The sequence below is a fragment of the Sphaerisporangium aureirubrum genome (assembly GCF_042658925.1).
In the GTDB taxonomy this organism is placed as follows: domain Bacteria; phylum Actinomycetota; class Actinomycetes; order Streptosporangiales; family Streptosporangiaceae; genus Sphaerisporangium; species Sphaerisporangium aureirubrum.
In genome coordinates this window covers 193,292-213,019 of sequence record NZ_JBHSRF010000004.1, presented here as the reverse complement: position 1 = coordinate 213,019, position 19,728 = coordinate 193,292, and the positions used below count along the sequence as shown (strand labels likewise).

14 protein-coding genes are annotated in these 19,728 nt (G+C 71.3%); 7 read left to right on the top strand and 7 right to left on the bottom strand.

Annotated elements, in window-relative coordinates:
* The first annotated feature begins 9 nt into the window (after positions 1–9).
* Genes ACFP1K_RS04815 through ACFP1K_RS04795 form a run of 5 tightly spaced genes read left to right on the top strand, consistent with a single transcriptional unit; the run spans position 10 to position 6,251 of the window.
* Positions 10–1,929 carry a B12-binding domain-containing radical SAM protein gene (locus ACFP1K_RS04815; RefSeq protein WP_380747255.1) on the top strand — a complete coding sequence of 640 codons (1,920 nt, stop codon included), beginning with the start codon at positions 10–12 and terminating at the stop codon, positions 1,927–1,929.
* Complete coding sequence (locus ACFP1K_RS04810; protein ID WP_380747253.1) at positions 1,923–3,137, top strand: MalY/PatB family protein; 1,215 nt, start codon at positions 1,923–1,925, stop codon at positions 3,135–3,137. Before ACFP1K_RS04815 ends, ACFP1K_RS04810 begins: the two co-directional genes overlap by 7 nt.
* Positions 3,134–4,222 carry an aminotransferase class I/II-fold pyridoxal phosphate-dependent enzyme gene (locus ACFP1K_RS04805; RefSeq protein WP_380747251.1) on the top strand — a complete coding sequence of 363 codons (1,089 nt, stop codon included), beginning with the start codon at positions 3,134–3,136 and terminating at the stop codon, positions 4,220–4,222. Before ACFP1K_RS04810 ends, ACFP1K_RS04805 begins: the two co-directional genes overlap by 4 nt.
* Positions 4,204–5,532: a hypothetical protein gene (locus tag ACFP1K_RS04800; RefSeq protein WP_380747249.1), complete on the top strand. Its 1,329-nt coding sequence runs from the start codon at positions 4,204–4,206 to the stop codon at positions 5,530–5,532. Before ACFP1K_RS04805 ends, ACFP1K_RS04800 begins: the two co-directional genes overlap by 19 nt.
* Positions 5,529–6,251: a gamma-glutamyl-gamma-aminobutyrate hydrolase family protein gene (locus ACFP1K_RS04795; RefSeq protein WP_380747247.1), complete on the top strand. Its 723-nt coding sequence runs from the start codon at positions 5,529–5,531 to the stop codon at positions 6,249–6,251. Before ACFP1K_RS04800 ends, ACFP1K_RS04795 begins: the two co-directional genes overlap by 4 nt.
* On the opposite strand, the gene ACFP1K_RS04790 is transcribed toward ACFP1K_RS04795, so the two are convergent.
* Both ACFP1K_RS04790 and ACFP1K_RS04785 read right to left on the bottom strand, forming a co-directional pair.
* Entirely contained in the window at positions 6,232–7,317 is a 1,086-nt protein-coding gene (locus tag ACFP1K_RS04790) for an LLM class flavin-dependent oxidoreductase (RefSeq protein WP_380747245.1), read from the bottom strand. The genes ACFP1K_RS04795 and ACFP1K_RS04790 overlap by 20 nt on opposite strands.
* A gap of 45 nt (positions 7,318–7,362) precedes the next feature.
* On the bottom strand, positions 7,363–8,034 hold the full coding sequence (locus ACFP1K_RS04785; protein ID WP_380747243.1) for an NADPH-dependent F420 reductase: 672 nt from the start codon (positions 8,032–8,034) through the stop codon (positions 7,363–7,365).
* A gap of 171 nt (positions 8,035–8,205) precedes the next feature.
* On the opposite strand from ACFP1K_RS04785, the gene ACFP1K_RS04780 reads away from it, so the two are divergent.
* The gene (locus tag ACFP1K_RS04780) at positions 8,206–8,643 is read left to right on the top strand and encodes a nitroreductase family deazaflavin-dependent oxidoreductase (protein WP_380747241.1); all 438 of its coding nucleotides are present in this window, start codon (positions 8,206–8,208) and stop codon (positions 8,641–8,643) included.
* Positions 8,644–8,721: 78 nt separating this feature from the next.
* Here the strand turns inward: ACFP1K_RS04780 and ACFP1K_RS04775 are convergent, their stop codons facing one another.
* Positions 8,722–8,988 (bottom strand): hypothetical protein, encoded by a 267-nt coding sequence (locus tag ACFP1K_RS04775; protein WP_380747239.1) that lies wholly within the window; start codon positions 8,986–8,988, stop codon positions 8,722–8,724.
* Positions 8,989–9,410: 422 nt separating this feature from the next.
* Between ACFP1K_RS04775 and ACFP1K_RS04770 the strand changes: the two genes are divergently transcribed.
* Positions 9,411–11,555 carry a protein kinase domain-containing protein gene (locus ACFP1K_RS04770; protein ID WP_380747237.1) on the top strand — a complete coding sequence of 715 codons (2,145 nt, stop codon included), beginning with the start codon at positions 9,411–9,413 and terminating at the stop codon, positions 11,553–11,555.
* A 4-nt stretch (positions 11,556–11,559) separates the two neighbouring features.
* On the opposite strand, the gene ACFP1K_RS04765 is transcribed toward ACFP1K_RS04770, so the two are convergent.
* From ACFP1K_RS04765 to ACFP1K_RS04750, 4 genes are read right to left on the bottom strand one after another with little or no spacing between them, the layout of a single operon-like run.
* Positions 11,560–12,837 carry a TIGR02679 family protein gene (locus ACFP1K_RS04765; RefSeq protein WP_380747235.1) on the bottom strand — a complete coding sequence of 426 codons (1,278 nt, stop codon included), beginning with the start codon at positions 12,835–12,837 and terminating at the stop codon, positions 11,560–11,562.
* Entirely contained in the window at positions 12,834–16,958 is a 4,125-nt protein-coding gene (locus tag ACFP1K_RS04760) for a TIGR02680 family protein (protein WP_380747233.1), read from the bottom strand. The genes ACFP1K_RS04765 and ACFP1K_RS04760 overlap by 4 nt, the downstream gene beginning before the upstream one ends.
* Positions 16,955–18,130, bottom strand: a complete 1,176-nt coding sequence (locus tag ACFP1K_RS04755) for a TIGR02678 family protein (RefSeq protein ID WP_380747231.1) — start codon at positions 18,128–18,130, stop codon at positions 16,955–16,957. The genes ACFP1K_RS04760 and ACFP1K_RS04755 overlap by 4 nt, the downstream gene beginning before the upstream one ends.
* Positions 18,127–19,695: a TIGR02677 family protein gene (locus tag ACFP1K_RS04750; protein ID WP_380747229.1), complete on the bottom strand. Its 1,569-nt coding sequence runs from the start codon at positions 19,693–19,695 to the stop codon at positions 18,127–18,129. The genes ACFP1K_RS04755 and ACFP1K_RS04750 overlap by 4 nt, the downstream gene beginning before the upstream one ends.
* Positions 19,696–19,728 lie beyond the last annotated feature (33 nt).

The window sequence follows — 19,728 nt, the reverse complement described above, 5'->3', positions numbered from 1 at the left end:
GGAGAAACGATGGCTGAATCCGCCGAAATCTCACAGTCGACAATCCGGAACCTGCGCGTCGAGTCCGGCGCCGCCCCCGCCCGCATGGGCGCGCGGCTACGCTCCCGCCGCCGCAGGCTGGCCGGCCTCCTGGCCGCCGGTGACGAGGTGGACCGCTACTTCCCGGTCCTGTCGGTCCTCGCACCGGTCATGACCCAGGCGGAGGGCGAGATCACCTATCCCGGCGACCCGATGTGCCTGTACGGCGCCCTGAGCGTGGCGGTGCACAACGCGGTCCGCGACGCGGGGCCGCTCGCGGCGAGCCGGCACTACAACGACCTCGCGCCGCGCTGGACCCGCTTCCCGTCCAAGGCCTACCGGCTGGCCGCGCCGAGCGACGGCTACCGTCCCGCCACGGCCGACCCCAACACCGACCAGACGGCCTTCGACCCCCGCATCTGGGACGAGCGGTCGCGGGTGCGCTGGATCAGGCTCCTGCGGCAGGTGCGGCCGCGCGTAGTGCTCATCAGCGCCGTCTCCCCCGCGCACCGGTACGCCCTGGAGATCGCCACGCTGGTCAAGACCGAGTTGCCCCGCGCGTACGTCGTGCTCGGCGGGCGGCACGCCGACGAGACCATCATCACCTCACCCACCGCCATCACCCAGCGCTCCAGCAGCCCCCTGTCGGTCATGGCCGACGGACGCGCGCCGCACGTCATCGACGCCATCGTGACCGGGGAGGCGTACTACACGCTCGACGTGCTGATGCGCGCCCTCGCCCTGTCCATGGACCTCGTGGACCGCTGGGTGGCGCCGGGCGACGTGCGGCTCATGCTCCAGCACCTGCTGGCCAAGGAGACCCCGCCCGGCAAGTCGACCATCCTGCTGACCAGGGGGGACGACAGCCGCGTCACGGCCTTCCCGTTCCACGGGCCGCAGGTCGACCTGGCCGCGCTGCCCTCCCCCTACCAGGCGTTCGCGATCCGCTCGCGGTTCCCCATCTTCACCGACCCCGTGACGGACGGCGTCCTGCGCACCGCCCACTTCATGGCGTCCAACTCCTGTCCCTACCAGTGCAACTTCTGCTCGGAGTCGTCGCTGATCAACCGGCTCAACCGGTTCAAGTCGGACGCCGCGCGGCGCGGGATCGAACGGGTCTGCGAGTACGTGGGCTACGGGGCGGAGTCCATCTTCTTCGACGACTCCATCTTCTGGAGCGGGCGGTACGCGGACATCGAGGAGTTCTGCCGCGAGCTCCACAAGATCCGCCAGGGCGGATACCGCGCGCTCCCCGCCCGCTACCGCCGCTACTTCGACGGCGAGGACGACATGACGCGCCTCGCGAACCTGCAGTGGGGCGCGCAGCTGACCGTCGACACCCTCGTCTCTCTGCACGGCGCCAAGGAGTCGGCGAACATCCTCGCGCTGATGCGACAGGCGGGCTGCAACTACGTGTACATCGGCGTGGAGAGCATGTCGACGCAGGTCATGGACGGTGTGCACAAGCACCTGCGCAGGAAGGCCGACCGGCCGTGGAGCCTGAAGGTGCACGAGGCCGTCTCCCTGGTCAAGGCGGAGGGCCTGCGCGTCGGGACGTCCGTGCTGTTCGGGCTGGACGGCGAGACCCGGCAGAGCATCAACGAGACGATCGAGGCGGTGGGGCGGCTCATCGACGAGCACCTCATCGACCTGGCCAGCCCGAACATCCTCACCTACCACCCGGCGACCCCCATCACCGCCCAGCACGACATGCAGCACAAGCTGGACTACCACTCCCCGCGCGTGGACAACCGCAAGCCGTACACCTACTTCGAGGAGGCCTTCCCCGGCGTGGTCTCGGTGGCCCTGAGCGAGGAGGACATCTGGCACATCCACCAGGAGACCGACCGGCGGTGGGGCACCGTGCGCAACGACAGCTCCGCCGAACAGGAGCTGGAGCCCGCATGGTGACCGGCCTCGCGGAGTCCCGCTTCGACGCCGTCGAGCTGTCGCTGCTCGAACGCAGGGACGGCGAGAAGTGGGCGCACGCGCCCGCCGGGGTCCTCGCGGCCTGGGTGGCGGACATGGACTTCCCCGTCCTGCCCGCGATCCGCGACGCCCTGGCCCGCCGGGCCGAGTCCGACCTCGGCTACCCGGCATGGTTCGACGACAGCGACGGCGGGCCGCTCGGCGAGGTGTACGCCGCGCGGACCCTGCGCCGCTTCGACTTCGCCCCCGACCCCACCTCGGTCCGGATGTTCACCGACATCAACCAGGCCATGGCGGCGACCCTGCACGTCGCCACCGAGCCCGGCGACGCCGTCCTGCTGAACACGCCGATCACGCCACCATTCGTCGACGTCATCGAGAGGCTGGGCCGCCGGGCGCTGGCCGTGCCCTTCGAGCGGACCCCGGACGGCTGGGGCGTCGACCTCGACCGGATGGAGGCGCTGGCCGCCTCCCCCCGCTGCAAGGTGCTCTTCCTGGTCAACCCGCACAATCCCACCGGTCACGTGTTCCGGCCCGGGGAGCTGGCCCGGCTGGCGGACCTCGCCCACCGGCACGACCTGCTCATCGTCTCCGACGAGGTGCACGCCGATCTGGTCTACCGCCCTCACCGGCACACGCCCATCGCCTCGACGAGCGAGGAGACGGCGGCCCGCACCGTCACCCTCACCTCGGGGAGCAAGGCGTTCAACCTCGCCGGGATCCGCTGCGCCGTCGCGCACGTCGGCCCGCGGGAGGTGCGCGTGGCCCTGGACGCGCAGCGCGGCCTGCTGTTCGGCCAGGTGAGCGCCCTGGCCGTGGAGGCGCTCACCGTCGCGTGGACGCAGGGGGACGCCTGGCTGGACGAGGTCAGGGCGGTGCTGGACCGCAACCGGCGGCAGCTCACCCGGTGGCTCCCGGCGGAGATCGGCTACGTGGTGCCCGACGCCACCTTCCTGGCCTGGCTCGACTGCCGCGCGCTCGACCTCGGCGAGGACCCGTGGCTGTTCTTCCGCGACCGCGCGAAGGTCCTGCTGTTCGCCGGGACGGCCTTCGGGCCCGCGGGGGCGGGCTACGCCAGGCTGAACTTCGCCACCTCCGCCAGGGTGCTGCGCAGCATGACCGAACGCATCGACGCCGCCGTCGCGGGAGAAGAGCCCGTGCCAGCCGATCGCACGGAGGTGGGACCGTGACGGCCGTCATGGACACGCAGGGCGGCGACCTCAGGTACCTGCCCGGCGAGTCCCTCCTGGACCTCGGCACGTGCGTCAACCTCTACGGCCCCCCGCCGTCGGTGCGGGCGGCGCTGCGGTCCATCGACCCCGGGCGGATCCTCGCCCACCCCTACGGCTGCGAGGAGGCCTTCACCGCCGCCTACGCGGGCTTCATGGGCACCACCCCGGACCTGCTGGTCCCCGGCCGCGGGATCACCGAGTTCATCCGCGTGCTCGCCCAGATCCTCCCCGCGCGGCAGGTCGCCGTCATCACCCCCGACTACACCGACACCATCCGCTGCTTCCCCACGCATCTCCCCCCGCCCGCCGGGGTGACCGAGACCGTGGACACCCGCCTCACGCGGGTGGCACAGGCGATGGGCACCCATCCCTACGTCATCCTGTCCAACCCCAACAACCCGCTCGGGCTCTACCTCCACCGTGACCGCCTGATCGAGATCTGCCGCGCCCACCCGGAATCGGTCCTCATCGTCGACGAGGCCTACATCGAGTTTCTCCCCGGCTTCACCGAGCTGTCGATGGTGCGCAGCGGCCTGCCTAACGTGGTGGTCCTGCGCTCGCCGAACAAGTTCTTCGGCATCGCGGGCACCCGCACCGGGGCGCTCTGGACCAGGAACGCCGCCATCGCGCGGCGCGTGGCCGAGCGCAAACTCAACTGGACGTTGTCCTACGTCGACACCGTCCTGGCCACCGCCGCGCTGGCCGACACCACCTGGGCCGGCCAGACCCGCGACGCGTTGCTGCGCAACGCCGCCGAGCTGACGGACCTGCTCGCCGGCCGCTTCCCGGGCCTGGCGGGGAACGTCCCCGTCCATTTCCGCTTCATCGCCGTCGACGACCCTCTGGCGGGACACCGGTTCTTCCTCAGGCACGGCGTGGCGGTGCGGGCCTTCGACGGCCACCAGGCCGGGCGGATCTCCGGCCTGCGCGTCACCGCCCCCACGGCGCGCCAGCTGGCCGCGCTGAAGGCGTCGATCGCAGGACACGGGGCGTCGCAAACCGACGAACGAGCAAGGAGACAAAGGTGTCCCATCCCGTCGTGACGCTGGACGACGTCCTGCGCATCCTCACCGACAACGAGACCCACGCGGCGCGCACCCTGAACATGGTGCCGTCCGAGAACGCCATGTCAGGGCTCGCGAAACTCCCGCTGCTCCTGGACTGCTACCACCGCTACTTCTTCAACGAGGGCGACCACTCCGACCGCTGGCACTTCCGCGGCGCCCAGCGGCTGCGCGAGCTGGAGATGGGGCTCACCGTGCCCCTGCTGGAGGAGCTCGGCCGGGCGCGGTACGTCACCGTGCGCCCCCTGAGCGGCCTCAACGCCATGACCCTGGCCCTCGCCACCCTCGGCGGGGAGCCCGGCTCCACCGTGGTGACGGTCGATCCGTGCAACGGCGGGCACTACGCCACCCCGAGCGTCGCCCGGCGCCTCGGGCTGCGGGTGGAGTTCCTGCTCGGCCAGGACCCGCACGACCTCGACTTCGACCACGCCGCCGACCTGCTCAGGCGGGTGCGCCCGGCGCTCGTGTACGTCGACCAGTCGCACTGCCTGTTCCCGATCGACGTGGCGCGCCTGGTGGACGTCGTGCGCGCCGCGTCGCCGTCGACCCTCGTGCACGTGGACGCCAGCCATTGGTTCGGGCTGGTGCTGGCGGGCGTCATCCCCAACCCCCTGGACGCCGGCGCGGACAGCTTCGGCGGCTCGACCCACAAGACCTTCCCCGGCCCGCAGAAGGCCGTGCTGCTGACCCGGGACCACGACATCGAACGGCGGATCCGCCACACCCAGGACTACCTGATCAGCAGCCACCACCTGGCCGCCACCATCAGTCTCGGCATCGCCCTGCTGGAGTTCCGCGACCACGGCGGCGCCGACTACGCGAGGGCGGTGGTCGCCAACACCAAGACGTTCGGCAGGCTGCTGTCCGAACGGGGCACCACGGTCGTGGCGGCCGACAGGGGCTATTCGGCCGGGCACCAGCTCTGGCTCGACACCGCGGCCGACGGCGTCGCGCCCAAGCTGGCCAGCGACCGGCTCGCGCGGGCGGGGATCACGGTGAACTTCATGGACGGGCTGCCGGGATTCGCGGGCCAGGGGGTGCGCATCGGCCTCAACGAGCCCACCTACCGCGGCGTGACCGCCGCCGACCTCCCGGAGCTGGCCGACGTCTTCACGCTGGCGCTGCGCGACGCCGCCCCGGCCGACATGCTGGCCGACCGCACGGCCCGGCTGCGTGACCGGCCACGGCTCGGCGCCCCCGTCCACGACGACACCCCGCTGCTGAGCCTGGCGATGGAGCTGGCCGCGGGTGCCCTGCGCAGCAGGCCCGCCGTGCTGGAGCCGGCGTGAACCGCCCCTTCATCGGCATCGCCGGCTACCACGAGCGCGCCCGCTGGAACATCTACGACACCGACGCGACCGTCATCCACCAGGCCTACGTCCAGGCGATCACGGCCCACGGCGGGCGCGCCCTGATCCTGCCACCCGACGAGCAGGACGCCGGAGTGATCGACCGGCTGGACGGCCTGCTCCTGCCCGGCGGCCCGGACGTCGACCCCGTCTACTTCGGCCAGCGCCGCCACCCCGAGACCGACCGGCCGAGCGCCGACCGCGACTCGGCCGAACTCCTCCTGCTGCGCGCCGCGCTGGAGCGCGACCTGCCCGTCCTCGGGGTGTGCCGGGGCCTGCAACTGCTGGCCATCGTGTACGGCGGCACGCTGCACCAGCACCTGCCCGACCTGCTGGGCCACAAGGGCCACTGCCCGCGTGAGGGAGTCCTCGGCGAGCACGCCGTCCGTTTCGCCGAGCACAGCCTCGCGCGCGCCGTCTACGGCCCGCGCGCCGTGGTCAACTCCCACCACCATCAGGGCGTCACCCACGGCGGCGCGCTCCGGGTGACCGGCCACAGCGACGACGGCCTCGCCGAAGCCGTGGAGGACCCGGCCAAGCAGTTCGTCCTCGGCGTCCAGTGGCACCCCGAACTCTCCGAGGACGAACACCTCTTCGCGGCTTTCGTCGCCTCCTGCGCCCGCCGACCGGCGGACGCGTTCACCTACGGCTTTCGCTGACGGAAGACACCGTGTCCGCCAGGAGCTCGCGCACCCGGGGCACGACCTGGGTGCCGTAGAGCTCGATGTTCGTCATGAGGGCCTTGTGGGAGAGGCCGCCCATGCCGTATTTCAGCTCGAAACGGCTGGCGCCGAGGGCCGTGACGTTGGCGGCGATCTTCTGGGCCACGGTCTCCGGGGAGCCGACGTAAAGGGCGCCGTGCGGGCCGATCTCGTGCAGGAAGGACTCCTTGGTGGGGACGGCGAAGCCGCGCGTCCTGCTGATGCGGCGGATCACCTCCAGGTAGTGCGGCCAGAACTCCTCGCGGGCCTGGTCGTCGGTGGCGGCCACGTGGCCGGGCGAGTGCACGCCGACAGGCAGGGGGTCGCGGCCGAAACTCTCCAGGGCCTGGCGAAAGAGCTGGGAGAAAGGGGCGAAGCGGGAAGGGGGGCCGCCGATGATGGCGAGCATGAGGGAGTAGCCGTGACGGGCTGCGCGGACGACGGACTGCGGGCTGCCCCCGACGCCGATCCAGGCGGGGAAGGGAGGGCCCTCGACGTGCGGGACGACGTCCTGGTCGACGAGGGGGGCGCGGGTCTTGCCGTGCCAGGTGACGGGGCCGCCCTTGAGCAGCTCGGCGAACAGGTGCGACTTCTCCTCGAAGAGGATCTCGTAGTCGGCGAGGTCGTAGCCGAACAGCGGGAAGGAGTCGATGCTGGAGCCGCGCCCGATGATGACCTCGGCGCGGCCCCCGGAGACGGCGTTCAGGGTGGAGTAGCGCTGGAACACGCGGACCGGGTCGTCGGAGCTCAGCACCGTGACGGCCGAGCCCAGGCGGATGCGGGTGGTGCGGGCGGCGACGGCGGCGAGGACGACGTCGGCGGCCGACAGCGGGAAGTCGCCGGTGTGGTGTTCGCCGATGCCGAAGTAGCCGATGCCGGCCTGGTCGGCGAGCACGCCCTGCTCCACCAGGTCGCGGATCGTCTCGGCGTGGGAGAGGGGCCGGCCGTCGTCGTCGTGGGTGACGTCGCCGAAGGTGTCGAGGCCGAGCACGAGGGGGAACGGTTCGCCCGTCGCTGGGGTCATGTCGAGTGTCTCTCTGTCTGGTCCGGGAATCGGGTCAAGGAGGCTTCAGGCGGCCTCGGTGCTCAGCGCGCGCTCGAACTCGCTCCGGCGCAGGGACGCGCCGAAGACGGGGCCACCGGGTTGCAGCAGGCGACCGGCGCGCAGGCTCTCCAGCCGTACGGTGTCGTAGCCGACGCGCTCGATGACGTCCGCCACGGCGGCCACCGCCCCGGGGTCGTCACCGGCGACGCCGAGCGCGCGGCGTCCGGGCGAGCCCACCGGGCTTAGCTCCTCTTCGAGCTGGTGGTAGCCGATGTGGTTGAGGGTCTTGACGACCGTCGCTCCGGCCAGCCGCCGCGCGACGATCTCGCTGCTGCCGTACCGGGGGTCCTCGAACAGCTCCTGGACGCCGTCGATGGGCGGCCAGTAGTTCATCGTGTCCACGACGATCTTGCCTGCCACCAGGTCCGGGTCGAAGGCCGCGAACCGGTGCAACGGAATCGACAACATCACGATGTCGGCGTCCCGCACGGCGTCGGCCGCCCACCGCGGCTCGGCCCCCGGCACCAGCACGCTCGCGATGAGCGCGATCTTGTCCGGGTCGCCGGACGCCGCGATCGACACCCGGTACCCGGCCGCGAGCGCGACCCGCGCGATCGCCGGCCCGGCATGCCCCGCCCCGAGCACGGCGATCCGCGGCGCGCCGCCGTCCACCACGCTCATGGCCCGGTCGCCCATGACTCACCCCTCATCTCCTTGACGCGTCAAGCATAGCCAACATGCTTGACGCGTCAATTATTGCGGTGTCAAAGACATGGGGAAGGCGATGGCGGACACGCGTGAAGACCATGCCCTCGGCGTCACCCGCGTCCGCGAACTTCTCCGGGGACGACCCGATACCGTGTGATCATGCACTCGGACGACCCCGTTGTGGACAACCCCACGGAGTGGGTGGCCCAGCACATCAAGCGCTACGTGGAATCCGACGGCGCCGACGGCCACCGCTACCACGGATACGACTCCCTGCTGCTCACCACCCGGGGCAGGAAGTCCGGACGGCTCCGCCGCACCGCCTTGATCTACGGGCAGGACGCCGGCGACTACATCCTCGTGGCCTCCAACGGCGGCGCCGACCACCACCCCGCCTGGTACCTCAACCTCTTGGAAGACCCCGAGGTCCACATCCAGGTGGGCCCCGACAAGTTCCCCGCCCACGCCCGCACGGCCACCGACGAGGAGAAACCGCGCCTCTGGCGCCTGATGGTCTCCGTCTTCCCGATGTACGCCGGCTACCAGAAGAAGACCGCACGCCCCATCCCCGTGATCATCATCAGCCCGGACCGCTGACCCGGCCGCCTCCCGTCCACGCACGGAGGACCACCCACGATCGCCGTGGGTGGCCCTCCGGCTTGGCGACCGGGCTCGTCAGCTCCCGTAGGCCGTGACCGTGACCCGCCTGAGGTGCCCGTCCGCGACGACCTCCAGCCCGATCGTCCGCGGCCCCGTGGTCAGGACAATGCCGTTGAACACGGCGGCACCACCCGGGCAGCCAACGAACCGCACACTCGTCTCACCGTCACCGAGCCGGTACACGTTGTCCTTCCTGAACCTGCCCCTGTCGTAGCCCAGCACGGTCCCGGCCGTGGCGGTCCTGATCGTCGCCTCGGCCCCCGCCGTGAGACGCACCATCATCTTGAAACTCCGCACCGGCGCCGTCCCCGACGGCACGGGCGACACACGGAACGTGACCACCGAGACCGGCCCCGCCGTGACCGTTCGCGACTCCAGCCCCGCATCGAAGTCCTGCGCGTAGTGACTCCCGCAGACGCGCGTGACCATCCCCCCGGGAGCAGGCCGATCAGAGGTCGCAGGCACGACCGTCCGGACCGGACCCGCCGCCTGCCCACCCGCCGCACCACAGGCGGTTCCGAGAAGCACGAGCGCCAAAGCACTGCTCACCGCTCTCATACCCGTCATACCCGAGCCAGGTGCGCGCAGGTTTCCCGTGCCCGCGCCACGACGCGGCCTTGTATCGTCCGACGCAGCCGCCTGACAGAGCCCCATTCCCGTGGTAAAAGGCCAGATGGTATGGCTGACGAGCGGAGCGAGGCATCATGGCCAGAATTCCCGCGCGCGAGTTCGAACAGCTCCTTCTCACGGTGATCCGCGGCCCGTCCGCGGCGGATACCGTCGATCAACTGCTGAACAGCGACGAGGGTTCTCGCACCAGGGGGACGATCTACTTCCTCCGCAATATTCTCGAACACATCTCTGATCACGAGCTCCATCAGGGCCACTCCTCGTTCGCCGACGCATGTGATCGCGCGATGAGAGACCTGCACGCTTCGCCCGATCCCCGGGGCTCGGGCATCGCCGGTTTTCTGGCCTTGATCTGTATGAACGTGAAGCTCTTGGAGCGGAGATTCGAGAGCCCCGACAGGACCCAGCAGGCGCAGGCGGACGCCTATTTCCGGGAATTGTTCCGGCTGACGTCCATAAGATCGGCCATCTACGCCGTCTACCATCCTGGCGCCGGGGTCGAGCGAGCGTTCGAGCGTTCGGTGTGGAACGAGATCGACCCCGCGAGTCTCGAATACCACAAGGCCGGTACCACCTCCTTCATCCTGGCGGGCGTCAACAGAAGGCCCGCGGACGAATCCGGCGCGTACCGCAAACTGGCCGTGAAATGCGTGCTCTTCCCCTGGAACAAGCTGACCGCCATCGCGCAGGCCACCGACGACTACGCGGTCGACTACGGCGCCGCGAACACCCCGCCGGTGGTGGTGCATCCGATCGCGTCGTCGGACCGATGGGTCCTGATGCCCTTCCAGGAGGGCCGGACGCTGACGGAGTACCTGGAGGAACTGGAGACCCGGACCCCTCCGGTGTCGATGACCGACCGGCTCACCACATGCCGGGACCTCGCCGCCCGGCTCACCCAAGCCCTCCACCAGCTCGCCGACCGGGATTTCGTGGATCCGGCCCGCGCCGCGACCCAGCATCTCGACCTGGCCCCGAGCAACATCCTCCTGGCGGCCCACTCCGGCGACATCAAGCTGATCGACCTCGGCCCGAACCACCTCTACAGCCGCCAGATCGGCATCGCCGAACACGACGACTCCGTCTACGTCGCCCCCGAGGTGAAGAACCGCGGAAGCTCCGCCTCCTCCGACGCGTACTCCCTCGGGATAATCCTCATCCAGGTCATGTGCGGCTACGCGCCCCGCGACGGCCGCGCCCCCGACACCCTCTGGCAACTAAGCCCCGACCTGGGCCGCGCGCTGGAGGACCTGATCGAGGAGGACCCCCACAAACGCCTGCTCCTCCTCCAGGACCCCGCCGTGACCTTCCAGACCCTGGGAAAGTTCCTGGACCACGTCATAGAACTGGCCCAGCAAGAGCCCGACGCCAGCGGCTCGGAGACCAAGAGACTCCTGTCCCGCCTCCTCCCCTCCTCCATCGAGGTCTGGACCCAGTTCCAGCAGTGGCAACTGAGCCGCCACTCGAAGCAGTTCCGCACAGCCGACCGCTACCTGCTTTTCTTCTCGTTCCTCGCAACGGCCTGCTGGTGGCTGATCCTGGCGAAAACGGCCTTGTTCGAGGTGGACGACCTGGTGACAGGCCAATTACAAGACCTCCCCGAGGGCATAAACCTCGTGGCCCAGATCGCCGCCCTGGTCCAGGGCCTGATCGGCGCCAAGTTCTACCAAACGATCATCGCCCGCCTGACCGCCCGGAACATCCCCGGCCCCCTGGCCCGGCTGACCGAGATCAGCCTCCGCCTGATGAGCTGCGTAGCCCTCCTGTCGGTCTTCATCCCGATGTTCTGGCTCCACGAGCTATGGGCCTGGGGCGGCGCCGCAGGCGCATTCCTGGTCTCCATATGCAACGGCCTGACATCCCTGCTGACCACCCGCATGTACCAAGCAGGCGCAGACGCCAACCTCTCCACAGTCCCCCCACCGGGAAAGGTCCGAGCCCGCGGCTACGAACAGTGGTGGTGGACCATGCTCTGCTACGCCATAGCGATAGCCGGCGTAGCCCTAGGCCTGCAAACAGGCATGTTGCACGACACCTGGGTCTACCTGACAGGCTTCGTAGGCATCAGCATCGGCGTCCACTACATCTCAAAATTCGTAGTAGCCGGCTACGGCGTAAGAGCCGAACTGGCCCGCGCCTTCTCAGCCGGCGAACGCGTGGCGATCCTCACCACCCGCGGCGACCTGGGTGACATCCGCTGGCCCCCCCGGTTCAAATGACCGGCTACGACTGCGGCGAGCTCCCGTCGCCGGACAGGTCCGCGAGGAGGGCGCCGAGGACGAGTTCCTCCTCGACGCGTACGGCGCGACGGGTCATCGCCGCCGAGAGAGCGGGATCCCACGGCGTCGGGCAGGGCCGGCCGGTCAGCGGGTTGAGCGGGGGTGTCGCGTCGCCGGCGGCGAGCGTCGCCTCGTACGCGAGGGTGTCGTAGCGCCAGGGACGCCACCCCAACCGTTCGTAGACGGCGGCCGCGATGCCGATTCCGCCCCAGTCGAAGTCACCGTGGTAGGCGAATCGGGCTCCACCGGCGGCGAGCAGGTCGAGCAACGTCCAGACCGCCGCGGACGGTCTGCCGTTGACACAGACCACAGGAGGGCAGTGTGGGCCGAGCTCGTCAGCCGCGGCGGCTATCACGATGGGGTTCTCACAGATCCGGACCATGCGCTCGACGATGGGCACCTCATGGCGGCGCAACTGGCGAAGGGTCAGCACGCACGGCTCCCCGGCGGCGCGGGCCGCCGCCAGCATGCGTCCGGTCGGGCTGTGCCCGTCTCCGGCGAGCCCCAGGCACAGGACGACCGGTGACAGCTCGTCGAGATGGACACCGACACCCGCCCATGCCCGCCGGCGCGCGTCGGCCGTGCCGTCCCCCGCGTAGGGGGATCCGCCGAGCGCGCGCGCCGCCGACACGGCCAGCGTGGCCAGCGGCTCGCCGTCGTCCAGCCCGTGCGCGTCTCCGCAGGTCTCCGCGGCGAGCCTTCCGATCGGGATCCCAGGCGACGGCAGCCGGCGCAGGAGAACGGCCAGCCGATCCAGGACGACCCTCGCCTCCCCCGAATCGGCGGTGACCCGCCGCACCAGGCCGGTCGCGTCCAGCCAGGCGCGCCAGCCGGACAGCTCCGGCCGCCCGGCGACCACGGCGTCCAGCATCGCGTGCGCGTCGCGCCAGGCCGCCGCTCTTTCGGTGCTCTCCCGGCCCAGATCGCGCACCGGACCACGTAACAGGACGACGGCTCCGTGGAGGCCGCCGGAGGACGCGCCGCTCATTCGCAGCACGTGGTCCACCTCGTCCAGGGAGACGGACAGCGAGGACCCGGTCCCGGCCCGGCGGCCGAGTAGCCGCTCAACCGCACGGCGCTGCTCCGGTGAGGCGGCGCCGAGGGTGACGGAGCCGGTCAGCGGCCTGCCGAGCTCCAGCCGTCGGCGTACCCGGTCGACCAGCCAACTACTCTCCGGACCGCCGAGCAGGCGCTCCAGTCGCTCCGATCCGTCCGTGCTCATCCGAAGAGGCCTTCCTGGTCCGGCTCCGGCGAGGCGACGGCGGACGGCGCGGCCACGTCCGCCCGTCCGGCCCTGCGACGCTCGTGGCCGTCCCAGCGCCACGGGGTGACCAGCACCGCGTCGACGCCGTCCCGCCTGGACAACTGGCAGATCGACAGACCCGGTACCTCCGGGTAGCACCCCCACTCACGCTCACTGGTCATCACCACGTCCATGTCGAACGTCGCGAGCAGCCCGAGGCACTTGGCGCGCGAATCGTCGTCCACCCCGGCGAAGGCCTCGTCCAGGGCGACCAGCCGGGGGGCGTGCGGGTTCCCCGCCGACTTGTAGTGGGCCGACGCGGCGGCGAACAACGGCACAGACGCGGCAAGGACCCGCTCGCCGCCGGACGCCGGGCCGGTGGCCGGGCGCCACTGGCCGTCCTGCAACCGCTTGATCGTGAACTCGTGCCACGAGCGGTAGTCGAGCGCTCTGGTCAGCTGCTCGGTCCACCCGGCGGCGGCGTTCTCGGTGTGCTCCCTGTCGATCTGCTCCTGCAGGAAGGCCCCCACCGCGCCCCGATCGGCGTCCGACCACGCGTCCACGGTCTGCCGCAGCTTCTCCCGCACCCGAGCGAGCCCCTCCGGCGCGTTCCTCGCCGTCTGCCACACCAGGCGCAGCCGCATGCCGGTCGAAGTGGGACGGGACTCCAACTCGGCGTTCATCGCGGCCACCTCCTCCTCGGCGGCGGCGATCAGCTCGTGCAACGTGCCCGCCACCTCGTTCAGCAGGTGATTCTCAAGGATCTCCCGCTCCCGGGCCGACAACAATTCCTTGCGATGCGCGGTCTCGGCTGCCAGCGCCTCGGCGAGCTCCGGCACGTCCCGGGCGCGGCCCTGAAACACCACGTCCACCACCATCACACCGTCACGCATCGTCAGCCCCACGGAGTGACCATGCCGTGCCAGGGCATCCGACAGCAGTTTGTGCTCCTCGGTCACCCGCTTCTGCACTCGATCCCACCGGCCGTCGGCGTCGTCCACGCTCTCCAAGGCGGCGTTCACGGCACGGGCCAGGATCACCGCCGGGGTCACCGCCCACGGCTGCGCGGCATCAGGGATGTCCAGCTCGGGCAGGGCGACACGCAGCACGCCTGTGGCCGCGAACGCCTGGAACTCGGCGACGGCCACGTCCCGGGCCTTCTCCGCTTCGCCGATCTCGGCGCTCAGCCTTTCACGGGTGCCTTCCGCGTTCCCGAGTTCCTGAAGCGCGTCCCGTTCCCTGGCGCGGTTCCGCCGCTCCTCCATCTCGCGGGCCCCAAGAGCGTGCCCCACCTCGTCCAGCTTGCGGTGTAGCTCGTCCACGGCAGCCCCGGCGGTCTCCATCAACGCCCGGTACGTCTCGGCCGCCGCCTCGGCCCGTTCGAGCGCCTGCGCGGCCTGCCCGCCGGCCTCGGTCAGGCGCTCGCGAGTGTCGGCGAGCTCCTGCTCGGCGTCGTCCGCCGTGGCCCGCGCCACGAGAAGCGCCTGGGCCGCCGGCCAGAGCTCCGCGAGCGCCAGGCGGTAGCCGGAGACGGCGCCGGAGACGGCGGCGAGCTCCGCCGTCTCCACCGGCAGGCCGACGTCGGCGGCGAACTCCGACGCCTGGGCGCGTGCCGCCGACACCTCACCCTGCCGGTTCGTCATGATCACGGTCGCGGCCTGGTGCGTGGTGTTCAGCTCGACGCGCCGCGCGTGCTCCCCCGCCAGCTTGACGTGGGCCTCCCGCAGCGCCGCGTCCGGCGGCGCCGACCGATGCTCGGCGGCGAGCGTCCGCTGCCGGGCGGCGAGTTCCTCCCCGGCGGCGCGCAACTCCTCCAGCCGGACCCGGACGGTGGCCAGCTCGGCACCGAGCCGCACCAGCCGGGCACGCCGGGCGGCCTCCCGCGCGCCCTCGCCGATGTGGTCCGCGCTCACCTTGTGCCAGGAGCCACCGAGCACGCCGTTGGCCCAGCGGCCGTCCACCGCGACCCAGGTCGCCGCGCCAGGGCCAAGTCCGATCGAGTCGAGCACGGCCCGCACGGCGGCGTCCGGCAGGGCGTCCGCGCGCGGATCGGCGCGGTCTACAGCGGGACGCAGGGCATCGGCCGCCGTCAGGCCGGGCACGGGAGCCGCGGTGAGCAGGACGGTGTCGTCCGCGGCGAGGAGCGTGCCGTCCGGCGTCACCCAGGCGTCGAGGATGCCCGCCGCCTCCAGTGCCGCCTCCAGCCCCGCCCGGTGCTCGGCGTGGACCTCGCCAATGAAGTCCACAACCTTCCAGAACGGTGCCCCGGGCCGTCCGTCCCTGGCCCCGGCCGCCCGTGTGTGCGGAACGGGCGGCGCGTCGTGCCCGCCCGCCTCCAGCCGCCGGATCTCCTCCTCCAGTTCCCCGGCGGTTTCCCGCCCGGACCTGGCCTCCACCTCCAGCCCCGCCAGCCGGCGGGCGAGCTCGGTGGTGGCGGACCTCGCCGCGTCGTCGACGGCGGCCATCGCGGGGTTGCGCCCTTCAGGCTGCCGCGCCCATGTCTCCAGGGCGGCCGCCACGTCGTCCATGCCGGCGACGCGCAGCTCGACCGTGCCGGTGAGGTAGGAGAGGTAGGCGTTCATCAGCTCGGCCGCCTGGTCCGCCGTCCCGCGCTCAGCCGTCGCGATGCGTTCCGCCGCGCTCTGCAACTCACCCGTCAGCCGGTCTACCTCGTCCCGGGCGGTGCCCAGCCTGAGCTCCGCCCGGCCCACCAGGCCCAGCAGGCGTTCCAGCTCGGACACGGCATGGCCGCGCCGCTCGGCGAGCGTGCCGGTGTCCCGGCGGGCACGGGTGAGATCCTCCTCCGCCTCGCCCCGGGTCACCTGCCCGGCAAGATCGTGCGCCCATCGACCGGCGGCGGCCAGGTGGGCGTCCTCGCACCGGGCGCACCGCGCGGCGGCGCCCGCCTCGTCACGCGCGACCCGCAGCGTCACCGCCGCCCGCTCCACGCCGAGCCGGTGCTCATCCGCCCGTCTCTGGCGGCGCGCCACCTCGGCCCCCAGCCGCTCCCGGTCCCGTTCCCGGATGCGCGCGGTCTCCGCCTGCCGTCCGGCTTCCTCACGGCTCTCCTTGAGCCGCTGCGCGTCCCGCATCTCCGGGCTCTGCCGCAGCGCCTCCCTGCGCGCCTCCAGCCGGACCCGCTCCGCTTCCAGCGACTCCAGCGTCGCCTGTGCCGCGTCCAGCCCGGTCCGAGCGGCGGTGTACCGGCCGTCCGCCTCGATGAGGTCCCTGCCGAGATGCTCGTACCTGCTGTGCGTAACCCGCGGCGCGGAGGCCTTGCGCTTGGCCGCCATCGCCGCGTACCCGCGGTAATGGCTGAGGAAATGAGCGGCCGCCGTGCGGGCGTCCTCAAGGGCCCGCAGCGCACCGCGTTCCTCGTCCAGGCCGCGGAACGACTCGGCCACCGTTGTGATGAGCTCGGGACTCAGCGGCGGCAGCGCCTCGGTGAGCGCCCGGGAGAGCAGCTTCTCGTCCGGCCTCTTCGACAGCTGCGGCTGGCGAAGCTGGATGAGCAGGTTCACCAGGGCCTCGTACCGGTGCTCGCCGAGACCGAACAGCGCCTCGTCGACCGCCCGGCGGTAATCCGACGCCCGGTCGTACACCATGCCGTGGCCCTCCACGGCGTCGCGCAGCTTCTCCCGCGTGAGCGCGACCCGCGTGGCGGACAACAGGGACAAATCTCCGCCGACGCGCTGGGGAGTGACGAAGAACCAGTGCCGTGCGATGCCCCGGTCCTTGACGGCCTTCAACCCGCAGCCGATGGTACGGAACTCCGTGGTGCCGTCCGCAGCGCGCCGCCCGAACTCCATCCAGGTGTAGCCGAGCCGCTCGTGATGCGGATGCCTGCCACCGAGGAGGAGGTTCCACTCCATCTTCTTCTGGCGGTCGCCGTCCGGCTCGACACGGTGCGGCGCGAGCTCCCCGTCGAGCAGGAACGGCAGGGTCAGCGCCAGCACCTTGGACTTGCCGGTGCCGTTGTTCCCGCGAAGCAGGAGGCGGCCGTCGTGGAAGTGGAACTCCTCGACGTCGTAGTAGAACATGTCGACCAGCCCGGCGCGGAGCGGCTTCCACCGTTCGGAGCAGGGAGCGGGGAGGGTCATCGGACGGCGTTCCCTGGTTCGCGGATGGTCGGGGCGTCGAGGGCGTAGCGGGCCAGTGCCGGTCTGCCGCGCACCCTGCCAGGCATGATCTCGATCAGGCGCAACGCGGTCAGCTTCTCCAGGGCCGTCCCGAGCAGGCCCTCCTCCGCCCCCACGTCGGTCACCCCCTTGCGCCAGTACGAACGATGCCGCTCGGCGGCCTGCCGGACGAAGGCGCGCAGGTCCTCCATGGTGGCCTCCCTCGTGGTGGCCAGGTGCTCGGCGACCAGCAGCGTGACGTGGCCGTCGGTGCGCTGCTCGGGCATCCGTACGTCCGTCAGGTCGTCGTCGGGATCGACCATCGCGATACCCTCGGCGCGGACCTCGGGCACCAGGCCCGTCGCCTCCTCGATCCTGCGGGTGATCGCGGGCCGCTGGGAGACGAGGTAGGAGCGCTCGTCGTCGTCCAGATCGTCGTAGTAGACGACCGGGTCGTCCAGCAACCTGCGGGTGAGCCGCCTGCGCAGCGCCTGGTTGCGCAGATCGTCGGTGTCGGGCCTCGGCTCGGCGGTCAATTCGGCCAACCGTTCCCCGATGGAGCCGGCCGTGACCGTGGACGGCCCGCGCGTGCCGGTGAGCAGCGCGGCGAGCACCGGCCGCCGCACGTCGTAGAGAACATCGCCGGTGGCGGACAGGTAGGCGTCCTCGTCCCCCGCGACCTTGCGCAACACCCCGAGGTCCAGCAGCGCGCGGACCACGGCCACGAGGTCCGTGCGCTCGGACCGGTGGTCCAGCGCGAATGTGAATCCCGCGTCGGCGAGCTCGGGCTCGGCCGCGGCGTTGAGCACCTCCTCGGCGAGCCTGCCCAGGGTGGTCTGCGCGTCCGCCCGCTCCAGGACCGCGAGGGCCAGGCACAACACGACATACCGCCGCCGTCCGAACGGCTCGCCCGAATGCCCGCGTGCCGGGCGCGTCCCGTCGGACGTCTCCGGGACGGTCTTGAACAGGCGCGCGACCTCGGCGTCCGCCACCAGCCGCCACCCGGTCTCCCGGCCCAGCCAGTCGCGAAGTCCGGCACCGTGGCGCCGGACGAGCTGCAACGCGGCGGCGTCGCTCTCCGCGGTGAGCAGCGGCTTCGCCAGCAATGCCCGCAACGCCCTGCGCCGCTGCTCGGCCTCCTCCTCGGGAGTCACGACGTCGCCATCAGGTCGGTGATCTCGATGAGGTGCTCCGGCCCGCTGAGCACGCCGTCCACCGTGCGCAGCTCCACCCGGCCACCGCCCGCCACCTCCGACAGCCGCACCTCCATGGAGCCGTCGCTGGTGACGACTTTCACCTCCATGTCGCCGGGGAATCTGGCGGAGAGCGCGTCACCCAGCAAACCGAGGAACAACCGGAACGCCCGGGGATCGAGCACGTCCAGCTCCGACAGCCGCACCGGCCCGTCCGTGCACAACCGGGCCCGAGCGGCGGCCGTCTCGACGGCCTCCCGCTCGGCCTGCTCGCGCAGGAACATGCGCTCCCGCGACCGGTCGCGAACGCTGTTCGGCTTGCCGCGCCGCTCGTAGGAGCCGGTCCTGCGCAACTGCGGGGAGATCCTGATCGGCGGGGCGTCCCGCCAGGACGTGGCCGAGGTCACCTCATCCCACTCGCCCATCGTCTCGGCCGGGACCGTCAGATGCCGTGCCGGCGACAACCCGAACGCGGCCCGCCACAGGCGATGCGCCGCCGCGTCGTCCGGAGCCTCCGCGAACCACCGGGCCAGCGTCCGGAAGTCCGCCGACCGGTCCGAACGGCCCGAACGCCGCTCGTTGAGCAGCCCCACCGCGTCGATCAGTTGCTTGATCGCCGTCACTGCCGCCTGCCGCAGCAGCCGCGCCTGAGAAGGACTGCGGGCGTCCTGGGAGATGAACCAGTCCTTCAGCCCGCGCCAGCGATTCCGCCAGGCGCCGAACGCCGCCTCCTCGGCCCTCGCGTACGCCGCCGCCGCGTCCACCCCCTCCGGCACGGCGTCCGCCGCCTCCCGCCGCGCCGCCAGCCGCAACAGCCGGTCGTGCCCTAGCCCTTCGAGCTCACCCAGCAGCCCCGCGATGCGCGCCCCCGAGTTGGCCAGGTCCGCGATGAACCGGTTGATGTAATCAATCAGCCGTTCCTTGTACGCGATGAAGCCCGCGACATCCCCGTCCGAGAAGTCGATGGCCCGCCGCAGCCCTGCCATGAACGCCTGCGCGTTGTCCGCCAGCGAGGAGAACCGCTCCGCCAGCGCCAGCAACAGCAGATGCACCGCCGCCGGATCCGGATCGCCCTCCCACGCCAGCACCCCCAGCGACCGCAACTGCTCGGCGATGTCCCCGAGCGCCACCGACTGCAACGCCCCCCGCCGCCCGATCGCCTCCTCGTAAAACGCGATCGCCTGCTCCGCCGCGTACCCCTCCACCGTCAACTGGAACAAAAACCGCTTCCGATGAAAGTCCTCCACCGACGTGACCCGCCCCGTATCGGCGTCGGCCCGCAGATTCCCCCACTCGACAAGCTTCTCCATCACCTGCGCCACCTGCGCATCCCCCACCTGAGCGCCCTCCCCGTCACTCCCCCCACGCATCTCCGCCGCGACATCCTCAGGCCGCAGATGCACGATGAACCGCTCCTTGGCCCGCGCGAACGTCCGCAGAACCCGCCGATAGAGGAGCGCGTTGGGCGCACTCAGATGCGCGAACGGCTGAGGATCGGCATGAGCCCCCTGTGACAGCTCAATCACCTAACCCAGTCTGCCGCATGTCACCCGCGGACA

What these genes read in the sequence shown, in the direction of transcription:
- ACFP1K_RS04780 (WP_380747241.1), top strand. Translation starts at nt 8,206, where the DNA reads ATGCACTCGGACGACCCCGTTGTGGACAACCCCACGGAGTGGGTGGCC.
- ACFP1K_RS04770 (WP_380747237.1), top strand. Translation starts at nt 9,411, where the DNA reads ATGGCCAGAATTCCCGCGCGCGAGTTCGAACAGCTCCTTCTCACGGTG.
- ACFP1K_RS04810 (WP_380747253.1), top strand. Translation starts at nt 1,923, where the DNA reads ATGGTGACCGGCCTCGCGGAGTCCCGCTTCGACGCCGTCGAGCTGTCG.
- ACFP1K_RS04790 (WP_380747245.1), bottom strand. Translation starts at nt 7,317, where the DNA reads ATGACCCCAGCGACGGGCGAACCGTTCCCCCTCGTGCTCGGCCTCGAC.
- ACFP1K_RS04765 (WP_380747235.1), bottom strand. Translation starts at nt 12,837, where the DNA reads ATGAGCACGGACGGATCGGAGCGACTGGAGCGCCTGCTCGGCGGTCCG.
- ACFP1K_RS04775 (WP_380747239.1), bottom strand. Translation starts at nt 8,988, where the DNA reads ATGATGGTGCGTCTCACGGCGGGGGCCGAGGCGACGATCAGGACCGCC.
- ACFP1K_RS04785 (WP_380747243.1), bottom strand. Translation starts at nt 8,034, where the DNA reads ATGGGCGACCGGGCCATGAGCGTGGTGGACGGCGGCGCGCCGCGGATC.
- ACFP1K_RS04815 (WP_380747255.1), top strand. Translation starts at nt 10, where the DNA reads ATGGCTGAATCCGCCGAAATCTCACAGTCGACAATCCGGAACCTGCGC.
- ACFP1K_RS04760 (WP_380747233.1), bottom strand. Translation starts at nt 16,958, where the DNA reads ATGACCCTCCCCGCTCCCTGCTCCGAACGGTGGAAGCCGCTCCGCGCC.